This window comes from Enterococcus crotali, from assembly GCF_000633635.1.
In the GTDB taxonomy this organism is placed as follows: Bacteria; Bacillota; Bacilli; order Lactobacillales; family Enterococcaceae; genus Enterococcus_L; species Enterococcus_L crotali.
This window is the reverse complement of the sequence record NZ_AYPQ01000004.1, coordinates 58402-78984: the sequence shown is the minus strand read 5'-3', so window position 1 is coordinate 78984 and position 20583 is coordinate 58402. Positions and strand designations below refer to the sequence as shown.

Annotated in this window: 19 protein-coding genes and 1 pseudogene; 14 read left to right on the top strand and 6 right to left on the bottom strand. The window is 36.4% G+C overall.

Annotated elements, in window-relative coordinates; all coding sequences use genetic code 11:
- Positions 1-55: 55 nt before the first annotated feature.
- Positions 56-649, bottom strand: a complete 594-nt coding sequence (locus V192_RS0110670) for a TVP38/TMEM64 family protein (RefSeq protein WP_025871576.1) — start codon at positions 647-649, stop codon at positions 56-58.
- A gap of 21 nt (positions 650-670) precedes the next feature.
- Positions 671-3238: a YfhO family protein gene (locus tag V192_RS0110665; protein ID WP_025871574.1), complete on the bottom strand. Its 2568-nt coding sequence runs from the start codon at positions 3236-3238 to the stop codon at positions 671-673.
- Positions 3239-3569: 331 nt separating this feature from the next.
- Here V192_RS0110665 and V192_RS19935 point away from each other — a divergent pair.
- The 5 genes and pseudogenes from V192_RS19935 (at position 3570) to V192_RS0110640 (ending at position 7304) form a co-directional block, all read left to right on the top strand.
- Positions 3570-4888: pseudogene (locus V192_RS19935) on the top strand (bifunctional folylpolyglutamate synthase/dihydrofolate synthase).
- A 315-nt stretch (positions 4889-5203) separates the two neighbouring features.
- Positions 5204-5863 (top strand): HAD family hydrolase, encoded by a 660-nt coding sequence (locus tag V192_RS0110655; RefSeq protein ID WP_025871572.1) that lies wholly within the window; start codon positions 5204-5206, stop codon positions 5861-5863.
- An 86-nt stretch (positions 5864-5949) separates the two neighbouring features.
- The gene (gene radC, locus V192_RS0110650) at positions 5950-6621 is read left to right on the top strand and encodes a RadC family protein (RefSeq protein WP_035011321.1); all 672 of its coding nucleotides are present in this window, start codon (positions 5950-5952) and stop codon (positions 6619-6621) included.
- Between the two features lie 143 nt (positions 6622-6764).
- A complete protein-coding gene (locus tag V192_RS0110645; protein ID WP_010760372.1) occupies positions 6765-6965 on the top strand; it encodes a cold-shock protein in 201 nt (66 codons plus the stop codon).
- A gap of 111 nt (positions 6966-7076) precedes the next feature.
- Entirely contained in the window at positions 7077-7304 is a 228-nt protein-coding gene (locus tag V192_RS0110640; protein WP_025871567.1) for a DUF3923 family protein, read from the top strand.
- A gap of 90 nt (positions 7305-7394) precedes the next feature.
- Here the strand turns inward: V192_RS0110640 and V192_RS21640 are convergent, their stop codons facing one another.
- Positions 7395-7544, bottom strand: a complete 150-nt coding sequence (locus V192_RS21640) for a hypothetical protein (protein ID WP_010760373.1) — start codon at positions 7542-7544, stop codon at positions 7395-7397.
- 179 nt (positions 7545-7723) lie between these two features.
- Between V192_RS21640 and V192_RS0110630 the strand changes: the two genes are divergently transcribed.
- From V192_RS0110630 to V192_RS0110620, 3 genes are all read left to right on the top strand, one after another.
- On the top strand, positions 7724-8173 hold the full coding sequence (locus tag V192_RS0110630; protein ID WP_025871564.1) for a universal stress protein: 450 nt from the start codon (positions 7724-7726) through the stop codon (positions 8171-8173).
- Between the two features lie 208 nt (positions 8174-8381).
- A complete protein-coding gene (locus V192_RS0110625; protein ID WP_025871562.1) occupies positions 8382-8819 on the top strand; it encodes a MerR family transcriptional regulator in 438 nt (145 codons plus the stop codon).
- A complete protein-coding gene (locus V192_RS0110620; protein WP_025871560.1) occupies positions 8816-10060 on the top strand; it encodes a glycosyltransferase in 1245 nt (414 codons plus the stop codon). Before V192_RS0110625 ends, V192_RS0110620 begins: the two co-directional genes overlap by 4 nt.
- 45 nt (positions 10061-10105) lie before the next feature.
- Here the strand turns inward: V192_RS0110620 and rnjA are convergent, their stop codons facing one another.
- The 3 genes from rnjA to V192_RS0110605 form a co-directional block, all read right to left on the bottom strand.
- Positions 10106-11776 carry a ribonuclease J1 gene (gene rnjA / locus V192_RS0110615; RefSeq protein ID WP_025871557.1) on the bottom strand — a complete coding sequence of 557 codons (1671 nt, stop codon included), beginning with the start codon at positions 11774-11776 and terminating at the stop codon, positions 10106-10108.
- Between the two features lies 1 nt (position 11777).
- Positions 11778-11990, bottom strand: a complete 213-nt coding sequence (locus tag V192_RS0110610) for a DNA-directed RNA polymerase subunit epsilon (RefSeq protein ID WP_025871555.1) — start codon at positions 11988-11990, stop codon at positions 11778-11780.
- 288 nt (positions 11991-12278) lie between these two features.
- On the bottom strand, positions 12279-12671 hold the full coding sequence (locus tag V192_RS0110605; RefSeq protein WP_025871553.1) for a YbaN family protein: 393 nt from the start codon (positions 12669-12671) through the stop codon (positions 12279-12281).
- Positions 12672-12864: 193 nt separating this feature from the next.
- On the opposite strand from V192_RS0110605, the gene V192_RS0110600 reads away from it, so the two are divergent.
- The 6 genes from V192_RS0110600 (at position 12865) to V192_RS0110575 (ending at position 20579) form a co-directional block, all read left to right on the top strand.
- On the top strand, positions 12865-14595 hold the full coding sequence (locus V192_RS0110600; protein ID WP_025871551.1) for an ABC transporter ATP-binding protein: 1731 nt from the start codon (positions 12865-12867) through the stop codon (positions 14593-14595).
- A complete protein-coding gene (efrB, locus tag V192_RS0110595; RefSeq protein ID WP_025871549.1) occupies positions 14592-16358 on the top strand; it encodes a multidrug efflux ABC transporter subunit EfrB in 1767 nt (588 codons plus the stop codon). The genes V192_RS0110600 and efrB overlap by 4 nt, the downstream gene beginning before the upstream one ends.
- Before the next feature lie 270 nt (positions 16359-16628).
- Positions 16629-18575, top strand: coding sequence for a BglG family transcription antiterminator (locus tag V192_RS0110590; RefSeq protein WP_025871547.1), 1947 nt, complete (start codon positions 16629-16631; stop codon positions 18573-18575).
- Positions 18572-18880: a PTS lactose/cellobiose transporter subunit IIA gene (locus V192_RS0110585; protein WP_025871546.1), complete on the top strand. Its 309-nt coding sequence runs from the start codon at positions 18572-18574 to the stop codon at positions 18878-18880. The genes V192_RS0110590 and V192_RS0110585 overlap by 4 nt, the downstream gene beginning before the upstream one ends.
- 4 nt (positions 18881-18884) lie before the next feature.
- The gene (locus tag V192_RS0110580) at positions 18885-19181 is read left to right on the top strand and encodes a PTS sugar transporter subunit IIB (RefSeq protein WP_025871543.1); all 297 of its coding nucleotides are present in this window, start codon (positions 18885-18887) and stop codon (positions 19179-19181) included.
- Between the two features lie 123 nt (positions 19182-19304).
- Positions 19305-20579 carry a PTS sugar transporter subunit IIC gene (locus V192_RS0110575; protein WP_025871541.1) on the top strand — a complete coding sequence of 425 codons (1275 nt, stop codon included), beginning with the start codon at positions 19305-19307 and terminating at the stop codon, positions 20577-20579.
- Positions 20580-20583: the final 4 nt, after the last annotated feature.

Genomic DNA, 20583 nt, shown 5'->3' with positions numbered 1-20583 from the left:
TGAATAACAAAAAGACAGAATTGACGTGTTTAGGTCAATTCTGTCTTTTTATTTTTTAACTGATCAAAAAACGATTAAACAAGAACAATAACGCATACCCATATGTCCCAACGGACCAAAGTTTAAATAGCAGTAATACTTTCATATATTCTTTAAACGGCAATTCAGCCAGACCTGCGACTAAACAGGTTAAATCATCCGGCGCAAAAGGGATCAACAATGTAACGATCATCAACTTCTTAATGCCCTTTTCAGGACGGTCCAACATTTTTTCAAACTTTAAATACCGTTTTTTAGAAAGGATCAGTTGAGCAAATGGTTTTCCATAATAACGTGCTAGCCAATAGACGATAACATCACCGATCATCAAACCGATGTAACTGTAGATCAACCCTTGAATACTACCAAACATCAGCATCCCCACAAGCGTTGAAATTCCACCTGGAAGGATTGGTACAATCACTTGGACCATCTGTAAAAAGATAAAGATCAATACCGCATATTCTCCAAACTGTTTCATGAAATCCTGTAAAGACTGAACAGAATGAAAAATCCCTTTATAATAACCGTAAATGACCAAACCAGTAAAACAGATAACGCCTAGAATAGGCAGTGCATAGATAATTCGTTTCAGAATCTTTTTCCCCATGGCTGCAGTTTCCTCTCGCTGTTAGGTTGATTTTCGTCGTGTAAAATAGTTTATTAGTTGATAAAATAATACGCCCAAAACAACAGAAATGCTAATCAAAACGCCGACAATAAAGTTTCGTTGTTGATAGTGCATCTTGATTTGATGCTTCCCAGAAGTTAATTCAATTCCTGTAAAATTACCTAAAACCGACTTAGCTTTGACTTTTTGACCATCGACTGTGATCTGCCAATTTTTATCATATGGAATTGCTAAGTAAAGTAAGGGATTTTCTGGGTCTGTGACGGTGATTTCTCCAGTCAATGTGCCAGAGACTTCTTCTTTAAGCTGAATTGCTTGAGATTTTTGTTTGGTAATAAAGGAATCAAAGTTTTCTTGTTGCAGAGTTTTTAATTCAATCGTTTTTTCCTCAAGCTCTTTTTCAGATTCAAGTTGTAACTGAACGACATCGTCTTTTTTGAAGTAGCCAAGATTAAATAATTGGTTTGTTGCAATATAAATTGCAGGCTGGATTTTCTCTCCATTTACTTTAAATGAAGTAATCTTTTTCCAGTCAACTTCTGGTGCATAAAGATAAAGTTCACCATTTGCTGTTGGTTTCGTAGTGAGCGTGTAGTGATTATCAGCTTGAGCTGTCCACGCTATTTTTTGTGTTTCTTGAAAATAATTTTGTTTATTTTCTTGAATCTGTTGTAAAATCATTTCCTGATTTTTTAGCGGCTGATTTTTAGCTAATTTAAGATTGCCAAATTCTTCTGGTACCAAAAAGCCCATGCCGATTGCTTCTTCATTTTCATAAACATTTGTAGAAGGATCGTTTGAAATATTTTTCTGGTAAAGTTTAAGCTCAGGAGTCAATTGATCGTTCACGTTTAATAGTAAGTTGATCACTTTAGATTCATCAACATAAGCGATTCTACGATCATTTTTTTGATATAAGCCTAACGCATGCAATGTATCTTGCGTTTTAGCATCCAATGTAGAGGTGTAGCTTGAAACGCCGGCATATCCATATAGAATCGGATTATTGTAACCATTATTTTTTTCATTATACCCTGCAGCATCAGAGTCGATTGTTTGTTTGATCCGGAATAGATAAGGTTGCGCCTTTTGTAAATCTGAGATGATTTCATCTTGAATTTTATAAGTTTGGGCAAATTTCTCTTGATTTCCAAAAGGAATATCCTTAAAGCTGATCCAAAAATTAAAGACTAATTCAGAGCAAACAACTAAGAACAAGAGCAGATAGAGACCATTTCTTTTTGCTCCGTGCATTTTTTGAATCAAGACCACCAAACCAAAGATCAACCAGATACTCACTAGACTGATAACAACATAATGATCGGACAGTAAATAGATGCTTTCTTTTGAAAATTTTAAAGCAACATAACCAATAAGCAACAATCCAGAAAAAATACTAGGAACAATGAACGTTAATTTTGCTCCACCCTTTAATTTCAGAAACGCTTCATACGCAAATTTTATCATCAAAAAACTAAAAATAAACGTATTTCTATACGGAAATCCCGCAGGACTTTGAAACATATGCCAAATCGTATTGACTAGTTCCAACCAGAAACTTAAGAAAATAAACCCAACTAAAAATGCAGCACCCATTTTTTCCTTCTTAGAAATAGCTGATAGCTGAAAATAAGCGATAAAAAGCAAGGCCATCAAGATTCCAGAAAAAATCGTCGGTAGATGTTCTAACCGCCATTCAAAATTAACACTACCAAGACCTAATTGGGAAAGAAAATTAAAGCCAAAATTAGGCGTAGGTAAGAACGTTTGCCACTCAAAATTTGTTTTCTTTGTTGCTAACATTCCTTCCACAGCAGGAATCAAAATAAAACTCGTACTGATTCCAGTTAGAAAAGAAGTAACAAAAAACAAACGACCTTCTTTAATAAACAGCCAAATTGATTTCTTCTCAGCTGGTTTTGTCTTTTGATAATACCAATAAAGACTGTAGCACACCGCAAAAATACAGAGCATATAGCCCATATAATAATTTGTTACAATGGCCAAAAACAAGGCTGCCGAATAAAGGACATATTTCTTATGCTCCCATAAACGCTGAATGCCCAATACTAGCAAAGGAAGTAAAATCAACGCATCTAGCCACATAAAATTTAAACAATAGACGGTCACAAAACCACATAAGCTATAAGACGTTGAAAAAAGTAAGGTTGAAATGGTTGATTGTCGATATGTTTTTTGAAGATAATAAAACATCGAACTGCCCATAAGAGAAATTTTTAACGTAATGATCAATAATATAGCGATCGGTAACTGTTCATAAGAGAACAGTAAGACTATAAGATTGAACGGACTCAATAAATAATAAGCGCTCAAAGGTAAGATAGTTCCACCAAGTGCATCAGAAAATGAATATAGTGAGTAAGTCTCTCCTTGGAAAAACTGCTTAAAGGCACTTAAAAACGGCATATACTGCGTACCTAGATCACTTACCAAGAGATTGTTATTTCCTAACGGTGCTAAGCCTAAAATCGACCAGAGTATGACTAATAATAGGAACGGTAAGAAGAAACTCCCACCGACCAACAAATATTTTTTGACTTTTAACATATTTTATACTGCTCCTTTATTCTAATGATTAGTAACTGCTTTAGGATAAAGGTCCAATCAATCGTGTGAAATCAAACGAACTACCTGCAACAATAATTATTTTAATCAAGATCATTTAACGATCTGTCTAAGATTCTAGTCTATCATGTGACTTGGTAAAGATGCAAAAAAATCAGTGTTCACTTTAGATGGATACCTCGTTTATTTTATCACAATCGTTTTTATTTAAAAGTACTGAGCTATTTGTTTACTCTTTTTTATAGAATTAAAGTCGTTAATTAGTGAAAAGCATCTCAGCTTTCGATATAATAGATAACGAGGAGTTGATAAGATGTCACTAACAATAGAAGAAGCAATTAATTGGATTCATAGCAGATTGCCATTTGGTACCAGACCAGGTCTTGACCGAGTGGAAGCATTATTAGACAGAATTGGTAATCCTGAAGAAAAAGTACCGACGATACATATTGCTGGTACAAATGGAAAAGGCTCTACTGTAACGTATTTACGATGTATGTTAGAAGAATTGGGCTTAAAGGTAGGAACGTTTACTTCTCCTTATATCGAGCACTTCAATGAACGAATTGCGATTAATGGAACGGGGATTTCTGACAATCATATCATCCAGTATGTAGAAAAATATCAAGAGCTGATTAAAGAGATGGATCAACAGCCAACAAGTGCGGGAATCACTGAATTTGAAACATTGACTGTTATGACACTTGACTATTTTTTAGATCAAAAAGTCGATATCGCCATAGTTGAAGTTGGACTTGGTGGTTTATTAGATAGTACGAATGTAGTAAAACCGATGCTAACAGCAATTACCACCATCGGAAAAGATCATACAGAAATTTTAGGCGATACGCTTGAAGAGATTGCCTTTCAAAAAGCCGGAATCATTAAAGAGGGCATACCAGTTGTGACTGGGAATATTGGAGAAGAAGCCTTTGTAGTGATTGAGGACGTCGCTGAAAAAAACACAGTAAAGTGTACCGTTATGAAAAAGACTATAAGGCGCATTACCGACACCCAGATAAAAATTGGGGTGAAATTTTTGATTTCTATGGTGAAGCAGGCAAACTGCCTAAAATTAAAGTTCCTTTATTAGGCCGTCATCAAGTCGAAAATGCGGCTGTTGCGATTCAACTGTTTTATCTCTATTGTGAAACACAGCAAATCAACTTTACGGATAGAGATGTTTATCAAGGGTTGGCCCAAGCGCAGTGGCCTGCTCGAATGGAAAAAATCAGCGATGAGCCATTGATCATTTTAGATGGTGCGCACAATGATCATGCAATGCATCGTCTAGCTGAAAATCTGAAAAAGGAATTTCCAACTCGAGATATCCACATCTTATTCTCAGCGTTGACATCAAAAAATATCGATCAAATGATTGCTATACTAAGAAAAGTCCCTAATGTTCATTTATATTTGACCACTTTTGATTATCCGAGAGCAATCGAATTAACAAAAATGGAACATTTTGAAGATGATCAGACTGAGATTGTTTCATTATGGCAATTTGGTTTGGGCGAGATTTTAGAAAAAATGTCAGCTGATGATTTAATGTTAGTGACAGGTTCGCTCTATTTTGTGTCACAAGTGAGAGAATTATTATTGAGTATAGGATCGGGCAATGTGGATTAATTTATCGAGAAAAGACCGAAATTAATCTCAGTTGAGACTTGATGAGGTATATGGTACTGTATGTTAGCTACGCGAGCTAGTCTCTCGGAAAAAAGATGAAAATGGAATGAGGTAAAAAGCACCTCAGTCAATTTTCCCTATTTTTCAGTCAAGACTGAATGAGCTTGCTACGCTTTTAATGTTATCTAGCTACGCGAGCTAAACTCTAGGAAAAAAGATAAAAGCTGTCTGCGACTAAATACGTCACATACATCTTTTCCTATTTTTCTACGAGTTTGAACGAGCCCGCTACGCTTTTAAATTTAGGAGGAAGTTATGAAAAAAATTGATGGCGTAATTTTTGATATGGATGGTTTGTTATTTGATACCGAGCTGATTTATTATCAGTCAACGCAAAAAATAGCAGATGCGATGGACTTTCCTTACAGCAAAGAACTTTATTTAGAATTTTTAGGTGTGTCAGATGAAGAGGTGCAAGAAAATTATCATCGAATCTTTAAGGATTTTGGGAAAGAAAAAGTAGATGAGTTTATCCAACGTTCCTACGATGACACCTATCAAGTATTTGAATCAGGTGAAGTTCCATTAAAAGAAGGGGTTCTGGAATTGCTTGATTTTCTTGATCAACAAGAGATACCTAGAATCGTCGCTTCAAGTAATGTCCGTCCGGCAATTGAATTATTATTAGATGGTGCTGGGATCAAGGAACGTTTTTCAGGAATTGTTTCAGCAGAAGATGTGACCCGAGCAAAACCAGATCCAGAAATATTCCAAAAAGCCTTAGCCAACCTTGGAACGAAAGCAGATAGCACCTTGATTTTTGAGGACTCATTTCATGGAGTAACAGCAGCAGACGCAGCTGGAATTCCTGTGATCATGGTACCAGACCTATTGGCGCCAACTGATGAGATCAAAGAAAAAACCTTGGAAATTTTTGAGAGTTTGGATCAAGTTCCAGCTTATCTAAAAAAATAAAAATGTCACTCCTTTGCGTATCTTTTAATAGAAGCGTATAGAGGAGTGATTTTTTGATCAAAGAGGAGAAATTATTTATTAGAGAAATGCCGGAAGATTGTTTACCTCGTGAACGATTAGAAGTTGTAGGTGAAAAAGCTTTATCAAACCAAGAACTCTTAGCGATTTTATTAAGAACTGGTTCAAAGAATATGAATGTGATGGAGGTAGCATCTAAGTTTTTGAATTATTTCAATCATTTATATGAATTGAAAAATGCTACACTTACTGAAATGATGGAGATCAAAGGTATCGGTAGGATCAAAGCAATTGAGCTAAGGGCAGCAATCGAGTTTGGGTATCGAATTCAGCAAAGTACCCAGCTGAAGCTAGGAAAGGTGTCGTCCAGTTACCAAATTGCTCAGAATTTAATCTATGAATTACAAGATTTTCAGCAAGAGCATTTAGTGTGTTTATACTTAAATACTAAAAATGAAGTGATCAAGCAAGAGACTGTCTTTAAAGGATCATTGAATCAAAGTGTCGCACATCCAAGAGAAATTTTCCGCAGTGCAGTGAAATGTTCTGCGGCACGTTTAATCCTCGCTCATAATCATCCAAGCGGTAATCCAACTCCATCAGAAAGTGACATTCATTTTACGCAAAGAATGCAGGAATGTGGAAAGATGATGGGAATCGAAGTTTTGGATCATATCATCATTGGAGAACAAGTTTACATCAGTATGAGAGAAGAAAAATTTTTGCTGCAGACTAGCTAGAATTCTTGCAAAAATAAGGGTTCACATGTACAATGTAGGTGTAATCTTGTTTGGGACAATATAGAAGTTTTAATTTTAAAACCCTCTATCGTACACGGGCAATGTTACAATATTTAGTGCTTAAGCACGAGGAGGAACAAAGAATGGAACAAGGAACAGTAAAATGGTTTAACGCAGAAAAAGGATTTGGATTTATCTCTCGCGAAGATGGTAGCGATGTATTCGTACATTTCTCAGCTATCCAAGGTGAAGGATTCAAAACAATCGAAGAAGGCCAATCAGTAAGCTTCGACGTTGAAGATTCAGATCGTGGACCTCAAGCAGTTAACGTTGTAAAAAACTAATTCATCCATTCCAAAACATCTGACATCTGTCAGATGTTTTTTTGTTTAAACCTCTAAAGATTAATAATTCTAACGTCACAAAAACTAGACTAAAGTCTGATTACCTAAGTTATGAAAAAATGGTGGGCAGTAAATGTTGTTTGGTTGGTAATATTTATCGGTGGACTTATTCATCTCTTAAATAGAGCAGTAGATGGCAGTGGTGAGGAGCAGACACTCGGATTGAGGATGATTTCAATTGCAATTTTAGCAGTTCTCTTTTTCTTTGTACTATTTATTCAAATGAGCTGGAGACACTCTATCAAGAAAAAAACATGGAGAAAATTAAATCATAAATAAGCAAACAAAAAAGGCATCTGTGATCTAACGTTCACTGGATGCCTTTAAATCGTATTAGAACTTGAATGGCTCATTTAGGTTGATAACTCCTTAAATAGATTTTTTCAATTCTTTTACTGCTTGTGTAATCGTGATACCATAAGCAATATTTGCTTGGTTATTTGCATCGATAGCCATAAACAAATTTCTCTTTGTATCAAGTGCTACACGGTATTTTAATACTTTATTACCAAATGTCATAATAATTCTCCTCTCTTGATTCTTATGAAAGGCAACGATATCTGATAACGAAATTCCATGATTACTATAACATGGCTTTTTAGTTGTGTAAAGTAGAAAGTTTTCTCATTCGGTAGTATTTTTTGGTGAAAGCTCTTTTAAGTAGTATAATAGAACTATCAAAGAAGGAGGTTTTTATCATGGGAGAATCATACAAGAATATCTTAGTCGCAGTAGATGGCTCTGATCAGTCAGAAAATGCTTTTCAAGAAGCAATAAAAATTGCTAAACGAAACGGTGCTACTTTGCATATATTATCTGTCATTGAAGAGATGGGCAATTACTTTGGTGAACTGACGATGTCGATGGGAACATTGATGGAAGATCTTCGTTCAAGAGAAGAAGAAGAAATGAAAAAACGTGAAACAAAGGCATTGGAACAAGGAATAGCTAATGTATTTACTTATGTTATGTACGGCTATCCTAAAACACTGATTTCAGATTTCACAGAATCAAAAGAACCAATTGATTTAATCGTAATCGGTAGAACAGGCTTGAATGGCTTTGAGCGATTAATGGTAGGATCAACGACCTCTTATGTTGTTAACCATACAAAAGCGAATGTTTTGGTAGTTAATAATGTAGTGTAGAGCGACAGTATATTTCCGAAAGGATTGCTTTTGCTCCCACCGTTTATCCGGAGTCCACGTGAGTGGGACATGACTTGAAGAGTCACGTCCCACTCATTTTTGGTTTAATTACTCAAGCCTAAACTACTTTTCTCACAACTTCTTTTTCATATTGACATGAAAGTTAGGTTTCATGTTATAGTACAACAAAAGAAACTGGAGGAATACAATGACAGGAAAAACGGTCCAACAAGCAGCTGCAATTCTTAATATTCCAAAATCAACCTTAAGATATTACGATAAAGTTGATTTGCTAAAACCAACCAGAAAAGAAAATGGCTACCGCATTTACAAAGAGCTGGATCTTATAATGATCAAGTACATAGTAGTCATGAAATATGGTGAGTTTAATCTTGAAGAAACGCAGTTGGTTTTAAAGATGATAGGAACAGAAACCACAGCTAGCTGTAGAGAAAAGACGGAGCTCCTCATAGAGTCTAAGAAAAAGGTCTTTCAAGCTAAAATCGACTACTACAAGCAAATGTTATCATTGTTTGAAAAAATTCCAGAAATCAACGATCTCAATCTTGAAAAAGAAAATGAAATCGATCGGTATATTGAAGAGATCTATCATATGATTTCAGAGAATGGAACGATCAACGAATGAAGACATTATTATTTGCGCCAGAAACCTTTAATTTGGCAGAAACAACTAGAATGATTGAAGTGGCGAAAGCTTGTCAGTCTCAAGCAACCTGTATTTTTATGGGATATAGCCGAAAATTTGCTTCTTTTATTGAAAAAGAAGGGTTTGAATTTAACTATTTAACCCCTCATTTAACAGAAATAGATATCCAAAATATTATGAAATTTGATCAAATGAGAACCGTTAAAATACCATTTACTTATGATATGTTGAAGCAGAGAATCGAAAATGAATTACAATTGATCGAAAAACTTGCTCCTGATGGAATCATTATCGGCTCTACGATCAGTTTACTGATCAGTGCTCGTGTAAAGAAAATTCCGCTGATTTATGTTAAACCTTATGCTTATAGCCGAGCCCATATAGAAGGCCCACTCTTTATGGAAGAATCAAATCCATATGTAAAAAAGCTAGTGAAATTTCTTTTGTTAAATTTAAAATGGCTCCCAAAAGACATCAAAAAGCTGATAAAAGAGTTTGGAGTGAAGAATCAATTTGAATGTACGATCGATGCGATGGCGGCTGATTTAAATTGCATTACAACTCCGGAACGATTAACAAAAAATCCCGTTTTACCAAAGGATAGTGCTTATGTAGGCCCCATTTTTGCAAATTTGAATGAAGAAATACCTCAGGCCTTACAGCACTTACTAGAAACAAGTACAAAACCACTTATTTATTGCAGTATGGGCAGTTCAGCCAATCGCCAGCTCATTTTTGATTTATTACAAAATTTTGATGGATTAGCGGTTGACGTAATCACCCCAATGAAAAGTTACTTAACCGAAGAACAAATAAAACAACTTCCAAAGAACATTTATCTCTTTGATTGGTTGCCTGCAACAGAAGTTCAGAATAAAGTGACGGCCTGTGTTCTTCATGGTGGCGAAGGTACTATTCAAACGGCGTGTCTTGCTGGAAAACCATTTATTGGTATCGGCTTGCAAAAAGAACAAGAATATAATATCAACTGCTGTGTTAAATATGGAACTGCGATCCAAATAAAGAAAAATAAGCTGAAAAATCGTCTCTTATTTAGAATTAAGCTACAAGAGCTTTTAGAAGAGTCAACGTATGAGCAACAAGCTAAAAAGCTGCAGCAAGAGCTTCAACCTATTGAAGGAAGTTTATTAGCTGCCAAAGAGCTGATGCATTTTATCGATGATTTTAGTAAAAAAAGAAGCAAGGAGACTAGGAAATAACTCGCAGAGTTAAGTTCTAGTTTCTTTGCTTCTTTCGCTTTGAAATTATGAAGTCATGATCATTGGTAAAATCATCGGATGACGTTCTGTCTTTTCAAATAAGAATGGTTGTAACGCAGCAGAAATCGCATCGCACAATTTAGCTTCTGTACAGTTTTCATCACGGAGTGCTTCACGGATCGCATTAAACAATACGCGCTGTCCTTCATGGATCATTTCACCTGATTCTCTCATGTAGACAAAACCTCGAGATAAAATATCTGGGCCAGCTAAAATTTCTTTATTTTTAATATCGACTGTTGCAACAGCTAAAACTAAGCCTTCTTCTGAAAGAATACGGCGGTCGCGTAACACGACATTACCGATATCACCGACACCGTTACCATCTACGTAAACATCATTGGCATTGAAATGTCCAGCGATTCGAGCTTCATTAGCTGTTAAAGCTAAAACATCCCCATTTTCCATGATGAAACAATTATCTGCAGGAACACCAACATCCTGAGCTAACGATGCATGGATTTTTAACATTCTAAATTCGCCATGTACAGGGACAAAATACTTAGGTTTCATTAAACTTAGCATTAATTTTTGTTCTTCTTGACCACCATGACCTGAAGTATGGATATTATTGATCTTTCCATGAATAACTTCAGCTCCAGCTTCAGAAAGCAAGTTGATCAGACGATTGACACTTGTTGTATTTCCAGGAATCGGTGAACTTGAAAAGATCACTGTATCACCAGGTTGTACTGAAATCTGACGGTGAGTACCATTAGCAATCCGGCTTAAGGCTGCCATTGGTTCACCTTGGGATCCTGTACATAAAATCATTGTTTCCCCAGCAGGTAGTTGATTCAGCTCACTGGCATCCACAAATGTTCCTTTTGGCACATTGATATAGCCTAAGTGTTCGCCATTAACAATCGCATTCTCCATACTACGACCAAATACTGCTATTTTACGTCCTGTTGCAACTGCAGCATCCGCAGCTTGTTGGAGACGGAAAATATTTGAAGCAAAACTGGCAAAGATGATTCTTCCTTCGATTTTTTCAAAAATCTTTAGAATGGAAGAGCCAATTGTTTTTTCTGATTTAGTAAAGGTTGGGATTTCCGCATTTGTACTATCAGAAAGGAGACATAACACGCCTTCTTCTCCCAATTTTGCCATGCGGTGTAAGTTTGCAGGTTCACCAACTGGGGTAAAGTCAAACTTGAAATCCCCTGTTGCAACGATATTTCCTGACGGTGTTTTAACAACGACACCCAAAGCGTCAGGAATACTATGAGTCGTTCTGAAAAAGCTAATAGCTGTTTTACGGAAACGAATCACTGTATCTTCATTGATCTCATGCAACTCAGCGTCACGTAATAAACCATGTTCATCCAATTTATTCGTAATCAAGGCTAAAGCTAAGGGACCAGCGTAGATCGGTATATTTGCTTGACGCAATAAATACGGGACACCACCGATGTGATCTTCGTGTCCGTGAGTGATAACTAACGCTTTGACTTTGTGTAGATTTTGAACGATGTAGCTATAATCTGGAATAACGTAGTCGATTCCAAGCAAATCATCTTCTGGAAACTTGATTCCAGCATCAATAATAATGATCTCATCTTGGAATTGAACCCCATAAGTGTTTTTCCCGATCTCACCCAAACCACCTATCGCAAAAACGCCGGTTTCATTATTTTTAATATTTACTTTCATATTAAAACTCCGTTAAAGAGAATTCCGCATGCTCTTGTTCATAAGCCAAATGATTTTCATCAAGTGCTTGGATGTATTCAATGTTGTATGGGGTATTTTCTTCTACTTGTTGGCGCACGATAACATCGTCTTCAGCCTCAACGTAAATAGATTTTGTATCTTCTCTTTTTGGGTTTCTTGTTTTTGTTTCTTGATAATAAACTTTATAAATCATAGTCTTTTCTCCTTTATCTGCCTGAGCAGTTAATTATTTATTTTATAGATTGTTTTACTGTAAATTTGAACACAACAAAATGAGGTGGTTGCCCACCTTAAAAACAATTGGCATCAAAAACATCAGTTGATGATGACATGAAGCCTAGACTTTGCTTCATTTTACTGGTTTTATGGAAACTGTACTTTTTTCAACCGTCCCTCGTGTTGTGTTGTACAACAATTAATCGTATTTTATCACAAAAAGGCAAATAAGTATAGAAACAGACTTAAGGCTTTAAAGAAAAACTTACGATTCATCGGGGTCTTTTAAGGGGGGAATATTCTTTTTATTGAAATACAAATTTAAGGCAACTAAATGAACTAAGTAAACAATGGTCAAAGTAGTTGTCATGAATGGATTTCGGACAATCACACAGGGGATGGCAAAAACGATAAATAGCGTTGTAAATAATTTTATGCGGCCAAACGGCGTGATCTTTTTTTCTATGATCGATGCTTGAATGTATCTTTGATAATAAGTAGAGCCAATAAATTTTGTATATAGATAATCAGAGCTACGCATCCAGAAAAATGCCGTTAAAATATAAAAAATCGTTGTGGGCAAAATCGGCAGGAAAATCCCCAAAGTTCCCAACACAAACGTAAGACAACCCAAAGAAATATAGAGTATTTTTTTCATTGATTAAATCCCATCACCTTCATTTTATTTTAGTAAAAAAATTAAAGTAGCTACTATTATAACATAGTCAAAATGGTCCCGTTTATTATTCAATAAAAAAGACTGGGCTTTTCATTCAAATATAATTTACCTGACTATTAGTTTTATGCTATAGTGGAAGCACTGGATCAAAATTGGAATAGGAGATGATTGATTGAAATTGATGTGGCGTTACACAATGAGATATAAGAAATTATTGTTTTTAGATTTCATTTGTGTTTTTGGATTTATATTGATAGAACTAGGATTACCAACAATTTTAGCACGAATGATCGATGTGGGGATCAAAAATAATGACTATGCTTATGTTAAACAGCAAGGCTTGTTGATGATCGGAATCACAGTTGTTGGTGTGGCGATGAATATTATGTTGGGGTATTTTGGCGCACGAATGACAACAAATATTGTCCGTGATATTCGAGATGATCTATTTGAAAAAGTACAGACTTTTTCCCATCGTGAATATGAAACAATAGGTGTATCTTCGCTGATTACTAGAACGACAAATGATGCGTATCAAATCATGTTGTTTATGGGGAATATTTTGCGTATCGGTTTTATGACACCAATGATGTTTTTTGTTAGTTTGTACATGGTGATGCGAACAAGTCCATCTTTAGGCTGGTTCGTATTGGGAGCCTTGCCGTTTCTACTAGCAGCCGTGGTATTGATTGCGAAAATATCCGAACCTTTATCGAATAAACAACAAAAAAACTTAGACGGAATTAATGGTATTCTAAGAGAAAATCTTTCAGGACTGCGAGTGATCCGGGCCTTTGTTAATGAAAAATTTGAGGAAAGCCGTTTTAGCAAAGTCAATGAAGACTATACGAAAAGCTCTAAGAGCCTCTTTCGTTTGATGGCAGCAGCACAACCGGGATTCTTCTTTTTATTTAATATCGTAATGGTGTTGATTATTTGGAATGGTGCACTTCAGATCGATCAAGGCAGTTTATTAGTTGGTGACTTGATTGCATTTATTGAATATATTTTCCATGCACTATTTTCATTTATGCTATTTGCAAGTGTCTTTATGATGTATCCTCGTGCAGCAGTTTCTGCTCGCCGAATCCAAGAAGCTTTTGATATGGAGCCTGTGATTCGTGAAAATGAAACAGGTATCACTGAGACTAAAACAAAAGGCTACTTAGAATTTAAAAACGTAACATTTGCTTATCCAGGACATTCTGAAAGTCCAGTGATTCGTAATGTTAGCTTTACAGCTTCACCAGGCGAAACCGTTGCATTTATCGGTAGTACTGGAAGTGGAAAATCAACGTTGATCCAATTGATTCCACGTTTTTATGATGTTTCAGAAGGCGAAGTATTGCTTGATGGGGTCGATGTGCGTGAGTATAAATTAAGTGCGTTACGTAATAAAATCGGCTATATTCCGCAAAAAGCCTTGTTATTTACTGGAACGATCGCAGAAAATATGCGGTACGGTAAAGAAGATGCAACGATCGAAGAAATGGAATTAGCCGCAGATATTGCCCAAGCGACAGAGTTTATCTCGCAAAAGCCTGACGGATACGATGAACTTCTTTCAGAAGGCGGAGCAAACTTCTCAGGAGGGCAAAAACAACGCTTGGCGATTGCAAGAGCAGTCATTCGCCGTCCAGAAGTTTATATCTTTGATGATAGTTTCTCAGCACTAGATTATCAAACGGATGCGAATTTAAGAGCTCGTTTGAAAAAAGAAACAACGGAATCAACTGTTTTGATCGTCGCACAACGAGTTGGAACGATCATGCATGCAGATAAGATCGTTGTTTTAAATGAAGGGGATGTCGTTGGCATCGGTACCCATCGTGAATTACTTGAGAATTGCCCTATCTATTATGATATTGCTGCTTCTCAATTGTCAGAGGAGGAATTAGCATGAAAAACGCACTCTCTTCTATTAGACGTTTAGGCAGATATATCAATCCTTATAAAGGGACGTTTATTTTAGTGATCATTTTTACTATTTTGACTGTAGCTTTTAATGCAGCGATGCCGTATGTATCAGGGTTGCCAATCACTGAAATCAGTAAAAATATTGCTGAAGGAACAGGCTTGAACTATTCATACATCATTCAATGCCTCATTTGGATTTTGATAGTTGGACTAGGTTATTGTGGCGCACAATTTTTGTCAGGCTATCTAATGGCAGGTGTTGTTCAACATTCAATGCGTGATTTACGTCGTGATATCGATGAAAAAATCAATCGTCTGCCCGTTTCTTATTTTGATAAAAATCAACAAGGAAATATTTTATCACGTGTGACGAATGATGTGGACGCTGTGAGCAATGCGATGCAGCAAAGTTTCATCAATATCGTTTCAGCTATTTTAGGAATCGTGATGGCGGTCGTAATGATGTTTTATATCAATTGGTTGATGGCCTTGATTTCGATCATAATGATTCCTTTATCCTTGTTTATTTCAAAAACGATTGTGGGTATTTCACAAAAATACTTCCAAGGGATGCAAAATGCATTAGGAAATTTAAATGGCTATGTCCAAGAAAATATGACTGGTTTTAGTGTGTTGAAACTGTATGGTCGTGAATCAGAGACCTTACAAGGCTTTAAAAAAGTCAATCATAACTTGAATAGCTTTGGTTTTAAAGCGACTTTTATTTCAGGTTTGATGTTGCCGCTTGTGCAAATGACGGCTTATGGAACATATATTGGCATGGCAGTTTTAGGTAGTTATTATGTGATTACTGGTGCGATCGTAGTTGGACAATTGCAGGCATTTATTCAATACATTTGGCAAATCAGTCAGCCGATGGGGAATATCACACAATTGTCGGCGGCATTACAAAGTGCTTCCGCTGCGACTACACGTGTCTTTGAAATCTTAGATGAGCCTGAAGAAGAGCTAAATGAACAGAATATTCCGTTACCTGATACTATTCAAGGGTCAGTTCAGTTCGATAATGTCAGCTTTAGCTATGATCCAGCAAAACCATTGATCAGAAACTTGAATTTTTCTGTAGAAGCAGGACAAACAGTGGCTATCGTTGGTCCAACTGGAGCTGGTAAAACGACACTGATCAATTTACTGATGCGCTTTTATGATGTTAATGAAGGGGCAATCAAAATCGATGGCATTGAAACGAAGAAAATGGATCGCAGTGATGTACGCTCAGTTTTTGGCATGGTCTTGCAAGATGCTTGGCTGTACGAAGGAACGATTGCCGATAATATCCGTTTTGGTAAATTAGATGCCACGGATTACGAAGTGGTAGATGCGGCTAAGACTGCCAATGTGGATCATTTTATCCGTACGATGCCCGGCGGTTATGAGATGGAAATCAATTCAGAAGGGGACAATGTTTCCCTTGGGCAAAAGCAATTATTGACGATTGCCAGAGCTGTGATTTCTGATCCGAAAATCTTGATTTTAGATGAAGCGACAAGCTCGGTCGATACTCGTTTAGAAGCATTGATCCAAAAAGCAATGGAGCGAGTAATGGAAGGGCGCACCAGTTTTGTGATTGCTCACCGTCTGTCAACGATACGTGAAGCAGATTTGATTCTGGTTATGAATCAAGGTGAAATCATTGAAAAGGGAACCCATAATGAACTTTTAGAGCAAGGTGGCTTTTATGAAAAATTATATAATAGCCAATTTGCTGAAGATGGCGATTATGAGTAACTAAAAATTGAATAAGGTTGGGACAGGAGCGTTTAACTCTGAGAAATAAGAGAGAGCTGCTGTTGATCCCACGGTTTATCTGAATTCCATGTGAGTGGGATATGACTCGAAGAGTTATATCCCACTCGCTTTTTCATTTTTACGAGATGAGTTTGGCGAGGACTCATTCAGACAGATATCACTTTAGGTTAACTTTGCAGAAAGATACTGCAAAACTGCTTCTGTTCTATCTGAATGAACTCGAATAAAATAGAGCTAAGGAGGGAGACAATGAAACAGAACAAGCGATTATTGAAGATGTTTCAGGAGTCTAAAATTGTGACTTTATCAGAAATAAAAACCAAAGAGAGGGTATCAGAAAGAAGAGCCAGAGAACAAATAAAGGAGCTAAAAGAAATTGGCGAAAAACATGGATTCGAAATTAAAACGCTTTATGGTCGAGGCTATCGTCTACTAGTTACAGATAGCGCCTGCTTTCAGCAATTTCTATTAGACCAGTCAAATGAATTAGATGAAAGAATCAATCATCAACAGTTTCGTGTCGGAATTATTTTATTTTTATTGTTTCAACAACACGGCTATATAACGATTAAAGAATTAGCCAAATATATTAATGTAAGCGAGTCCACTATCAAAAGAGATCTTCAGCTTGTTCATAAAAAACTACAAGAAGCATCACTTCAATTAGAGTCAAAATCTCATTATGGCGTCAAAATCAACGGGACAGAAATAGCATATAGGAAAGCCTTTATTCACCATTTAAATGAAATAAATAAGTATTATCCAACCCAAGATGACTTTTTTTATTTTCGATCATCTATGGATCTATATGGATTAAAGCCCATGGTCTCAGAACTGTTTCGCCAAAAGAAGATTAGTATTTCGAATGTGGGTTTTTCATCCTTGATCGTTCACTTAGAAATTCTGATTTATCGATTGGAAAATAAAAATTGGATTTCAGATTTTCAAATGGAAAATCCTATTCACGATAGCTACCTTGAGTTGGCGGATACTTTAGCAAATCGTCTTGAAGACTACTATAAAATACCTATTCCAGCGTTAGAAAGAAAGTATTTAGCAGCGCAGCTGATCGGTAAAACTTCTATCGCTAATGGAACAATTGAAAACACAATCAAGATCAGGCAGCAGATAGCTGTAATTTTAAAGCAGTTGGATCAGCAATTTTTAACAGCGTTTTCGGAGGATAAAAAGCTGATCGAAGCCTTGTTATTGCATATTTACCCGATGATGAAGCGAATTGCTTTTTCACTGACATTGACAAATCCACTGATCGACCTTGTATCAACTAAGTATGCCAATGCATTTTTGATTGCATTAAAGTTTACCCAATTATGGGAAACGCATACGTTAGATACTATCGTTTTGCAATTGTCTAGAGATGAAATTGGTTATTTAGCGCTGCATTTTGCCGCAAGTTTAGAAAAGGCACAGGAAGTTTTTTTTCAGCAATTTAAGCGAGTTGTACTATTGTCTAATCATGGACGTGCAGCAGACTATTTACTGAATTCGAAAATAACCAAGCTTTTTCCAAAAGCTTCAATTCTACACTATCCATATTTTGATGTCACAAATCCAGTTTTCGAAGAAGCAGATATTATTTTAAACGCAACTCAGATAGAACCAGAAATTGAAAAAAACTATTCTATGCTGGCGATTCCAGTGATTCCGTCAGAAGCTGAATTGAATTATATGAAGAAAACACTATTGCTGAAAAAAGAAATGAACAGCGTTGAAAAACATCAAATAACTGAGTTATTTTCAGAGCAATTTTTCTATTTGAAGAAACATTCAGTAGATAGCTATCTGCAAGTAATAGAAAAGATGGCAGAGGACATGGTCCAGAAAAAGTACGCCTATGAAAGATTTCCAGCGTTAGTATTACAACGGGAGCAACGTTTTACAACGATTTATGAAAATGGTGTAGCAGGACCACATAGTATGTTGATGGAAGCCGAGCACAATTGCATTGGTGTTTGTATTCTAGAAAAGCCGCTGATTTATCAAGGCAAAGAGGTCCAACTAATTTTTTTGTTGAACTTAAAAAAAGGAAATAATTTCTTATATAAAGAAATTAGTAATCTATTATTAGCGATAATGGAAAATTACCATTTAAGGAAGCAGTTACTGCAGGTGACCTCCTTTGAAGAGCTTTATGAGATTCTCTTCTCAATATGTAATCAGGAGGGATTTGAATGAACGAAGAAATGATTATTATGACATTGATTTCAGAGGGCGGTGGTGCGAGAGCCAAAAGCTTACAAGCCATTCGTGCTGCTAGAGTAGGTGATTTTACTAAGAGTGCACAGCTCATGAAAGAGGCGAAGCAAGCACTAAAAAAAGCCCATAATTACCAAACTAAGCTTATTCAATCTGAAATAGCGAATCAATCGTTCCAAATTTCGCTACTGCTCATCCATGCGCAAGACCATTTAATGAATGCGTTGACTGTCAATGAATTATCTGAAGAAATCATTGAAAATTTAAAGGAGAGAAGGGATTAATCGTATGTGCAGCATTTTGTTAGTTTGTGCAGGGGGTTTTTCAACAAGTATGTTACTCCAGAAAATGCAGAAAGCTGCAGATGAACAAGGGATTTGTGTGAAAATCGAGGCCTGTGGTACAGGAGATGTGTCTTATTTTAAGCACTACGACATTTTATTATTAGCACCACAAACCGCTCATTTGGAAGAAGCGTTAAGGGAACAGTATCACATGCCGGTTCTACTGATTGATGGACTAGATTATGGCAGTCTAGCAGGTGCTGCAATTTTAAAAAAAGCTTTGGAAAAATACAGCGAATGAAGTGAGCTACTTGGCATAGGTGAGTCTATCACAAGAAGCGAAATGAAGTTAACAGTTGATGTTGTTTGATATGAGGAGACTGAAAGAAATGTTGCTATCTAGGTTATACAAGGAGGAATAAAAATGACAAAAAAGGGAAATTTTAACGCAAAACTACAGCAATTTGTTGTAAAATTTACGAACTTATTGGTCATTCGAACAATTGCCAATGGAATGGTTCGAATTTTGCCAGTGACGATGGTTGGATCGATCGCCGCTATTTTATTAAACGGTATTCAATTTCAATGGTATCTTGAATTTTTGGAGAGTAGCGGATTGGGGCGCTTGTTACAATTAGGTTCTTCAATGACGACAGATTTGATTACAGTTTATGTGATTTTATCTTTGTCAGCAGCCATGGCTAAAAATTTGGAGCGAAGCCAGTATGAAGGAATAATGTCAGCCTTTTTGGTTTATTTTATCATTACCCCAACGGCAACAGTCAAAGTTGGAGAAAAAACGATTCAGGCATTTGATTTTAGTGTGCTAGGCTCAAAAGGAATGTTCGTAGGGATGATTGTGGCGATTTTGATTCCTTATTTGTACTCAAAAATCTTGGATCGAAATTGGCGGATCAAATTACCGGATGCTGTTCCACCAATGGTCGCAAATTCATTCTCTGCATTGATCCCTGTGTTTTTGTTAGCAACGGGTGCCATTATTTTTAACGGCATATTTGCGGCAACGCCTTTTGGTGATATCCATACTGCAATCTATACAGTGCTACAGACGCCATTAAAACATATGAGTGATTCAGTAATAACTATGCTGGTCATCGTAGGTTTCGGAGAGATTTTATGGTGGTTTGGTATTCATGGTAGTTCAGCAATTGGGGCTATTACAGCAACGTTATACTTACCACCTTTAATTGAGAATATAACTGCTTATGCGAATGGACAAGCGTTACCTAGTATTTTAAATGAAGGCTTATTGAATGTTTACAAAGGTCCGAGGCATTTAGCACTAGCGCTATTACTTGTGTTTGCTTGTCGGAGTATTCAATTGAAATCTGTCGGTAAAATCGCGATCATTCCTAGCTTTTTTGGTATTAGTGAACCAATGAAATTTGGGATTCCAATGGTTTTAAATCCTTCTCTATTTTTCCCTATGTTTTTAGCACCGATCATTTCGATCGCAATGGCTTATTTCGCAATCAGCTGGGGCTGGGTACCAAGAGTAGGTGTACAACTTCCATGGGCACTACCACCAGTTATCAGTGGTTTTATCGCGGGCGGTTGGCGTGGAGCGACATTGCAAATCCTTCAATTTACCGCGACTATTTTATTATATTTACCATTCATCAAAAGTTTAGATAAGCAAAAACGGATAGAAGAAGTGAACATCGAAGGAGAAGACTAACAAT

Excerpts from the sequence above, each read along its gene's own strand:
- V192_RS0110670 (WP_025871576.1), bottom strand. The coding sequence starts at position 649 with ATGGGGAAAAAGATTCTGAAACGAATTATCTATGCACTGCCTATTCTA.
- V192_RS0110665 (WP_025871574.1), bottom strand. The coding sequence starts at position 3,238 with ATGTTAAAAGTCAAAAAATATTTGTTGGTCGGTGGGAGTTTCTTCTTA.
- V192_RS0110655 (WP_025871572.1), top strand. The coding sequence starts at position 5,204 with ATGAAAAAAATTGATGGCGTAATTTTTGATATGGATGGTTTGTTATTT.
- radC (WP_035011321.1), top strand. The coding sequence starts at position 5,950 with ATGCCGGAAGATTGTTTACCTCGTGAACGATTAGAAGTTGTAGGTGAA.
- V192_RS0110645 (WP_010760372.1), top strand. The coding sequence starts at position 6,765 with ATGGAACAAGGAACAGTAAAATGGTTTAACGCAGAAAAAGGATTTGGA.
- V192_RS0110640 (WP_025871567.1), top strand. The coding sequence starts at position 7,077 with ATGAAAAAATGGTGGGCAGTAAATGTTGTTTGGTTGGTAATATTTATC.
- V192_RS21640 (WP_010760373.1), bottom strand. The coding sequence starts at position 7,544 with ATGACATTTGGTAATAAAGTATTAAAATACCGTGTAGCACTTGATACA.
- V192_RS0110630 (WP_025871564.1), top strand. The coding sequence starts at position 7,724 with ATGGGAGAATCATACAAGAATATCTTAGTCGCAGTAGATGGCTCTGAT.
- V192_RS0110625 (WP_025871562.1), top strand. The coding sequence starts at position 8,382 with ATGACAGGAAAAACGGTCCAACAAGCAGCTGCAATTCTTAATATTCCA.
- V192_RS0110620 (WP_025871560.1), top strand. The coding sequence starts at position 8,816 with ATGAAGACATTATTATTTGCGCCAGAAACCTTTAATTTGGCAGAAACA.
- rnjA (WP_025871557.1), bottom strand. The coding sequence starts at position 11,776 with ATGAAAGTAAATATTAAAAATAATGAAACCGGCGTTTTTGCGATAGGT.
- V192_RS0110610 (WP_025871555.1), bottom strand. The coding sequence starts at position 11,990 with ATGATTTATAAAGTTTATTATCAAGAAACAAAAACAAGAAACCCAAAA.
- V192_RS0110605 (WP_025871553.1), bottom strand. The coding sequence starts at position 12,671 with ATGAAAAAAATACTCTATATTTCTTTGGGTTGTCTTACGTTTGTGTTG.
- efrB (WP_025871549.1), top strand. The coding sequence starts at position 14,592 with ATGAAAAACGCACTCTCTTCTATTAGACGTTTAGGCAGATATATCAAT.
- V192_RS0110590 (WP_025871547.1), top strand. The coding sequence starts at position 16,629 with ATGAAACAGAACAAGCGATTATTGAAGATGTTTCAGGAGTCTAAAATT.
- V192_RS0110585 (WP_025871546.1), top strand. The coding sequence starts at position 18,572 with ATGAACGAAGAAATGATTATTATGACATTGATTTCAGAGGGCGGTGGT.
- V192_RS0110580 (WP_025871543.1), top strand. The coding sequence starts at position 18,885 with ATGTGCAGCATTTTGTTAGTTTGTGCAGGGGGTTTTTCAACAAGTATG.
- V192_RS0110575 (WP_025871541.1), top strand. The coding sequence starts at position 19,305 with ATGACAAAAAAGGGAAATTTTAACGCAAAACTACAGCAATTTGTTGTA.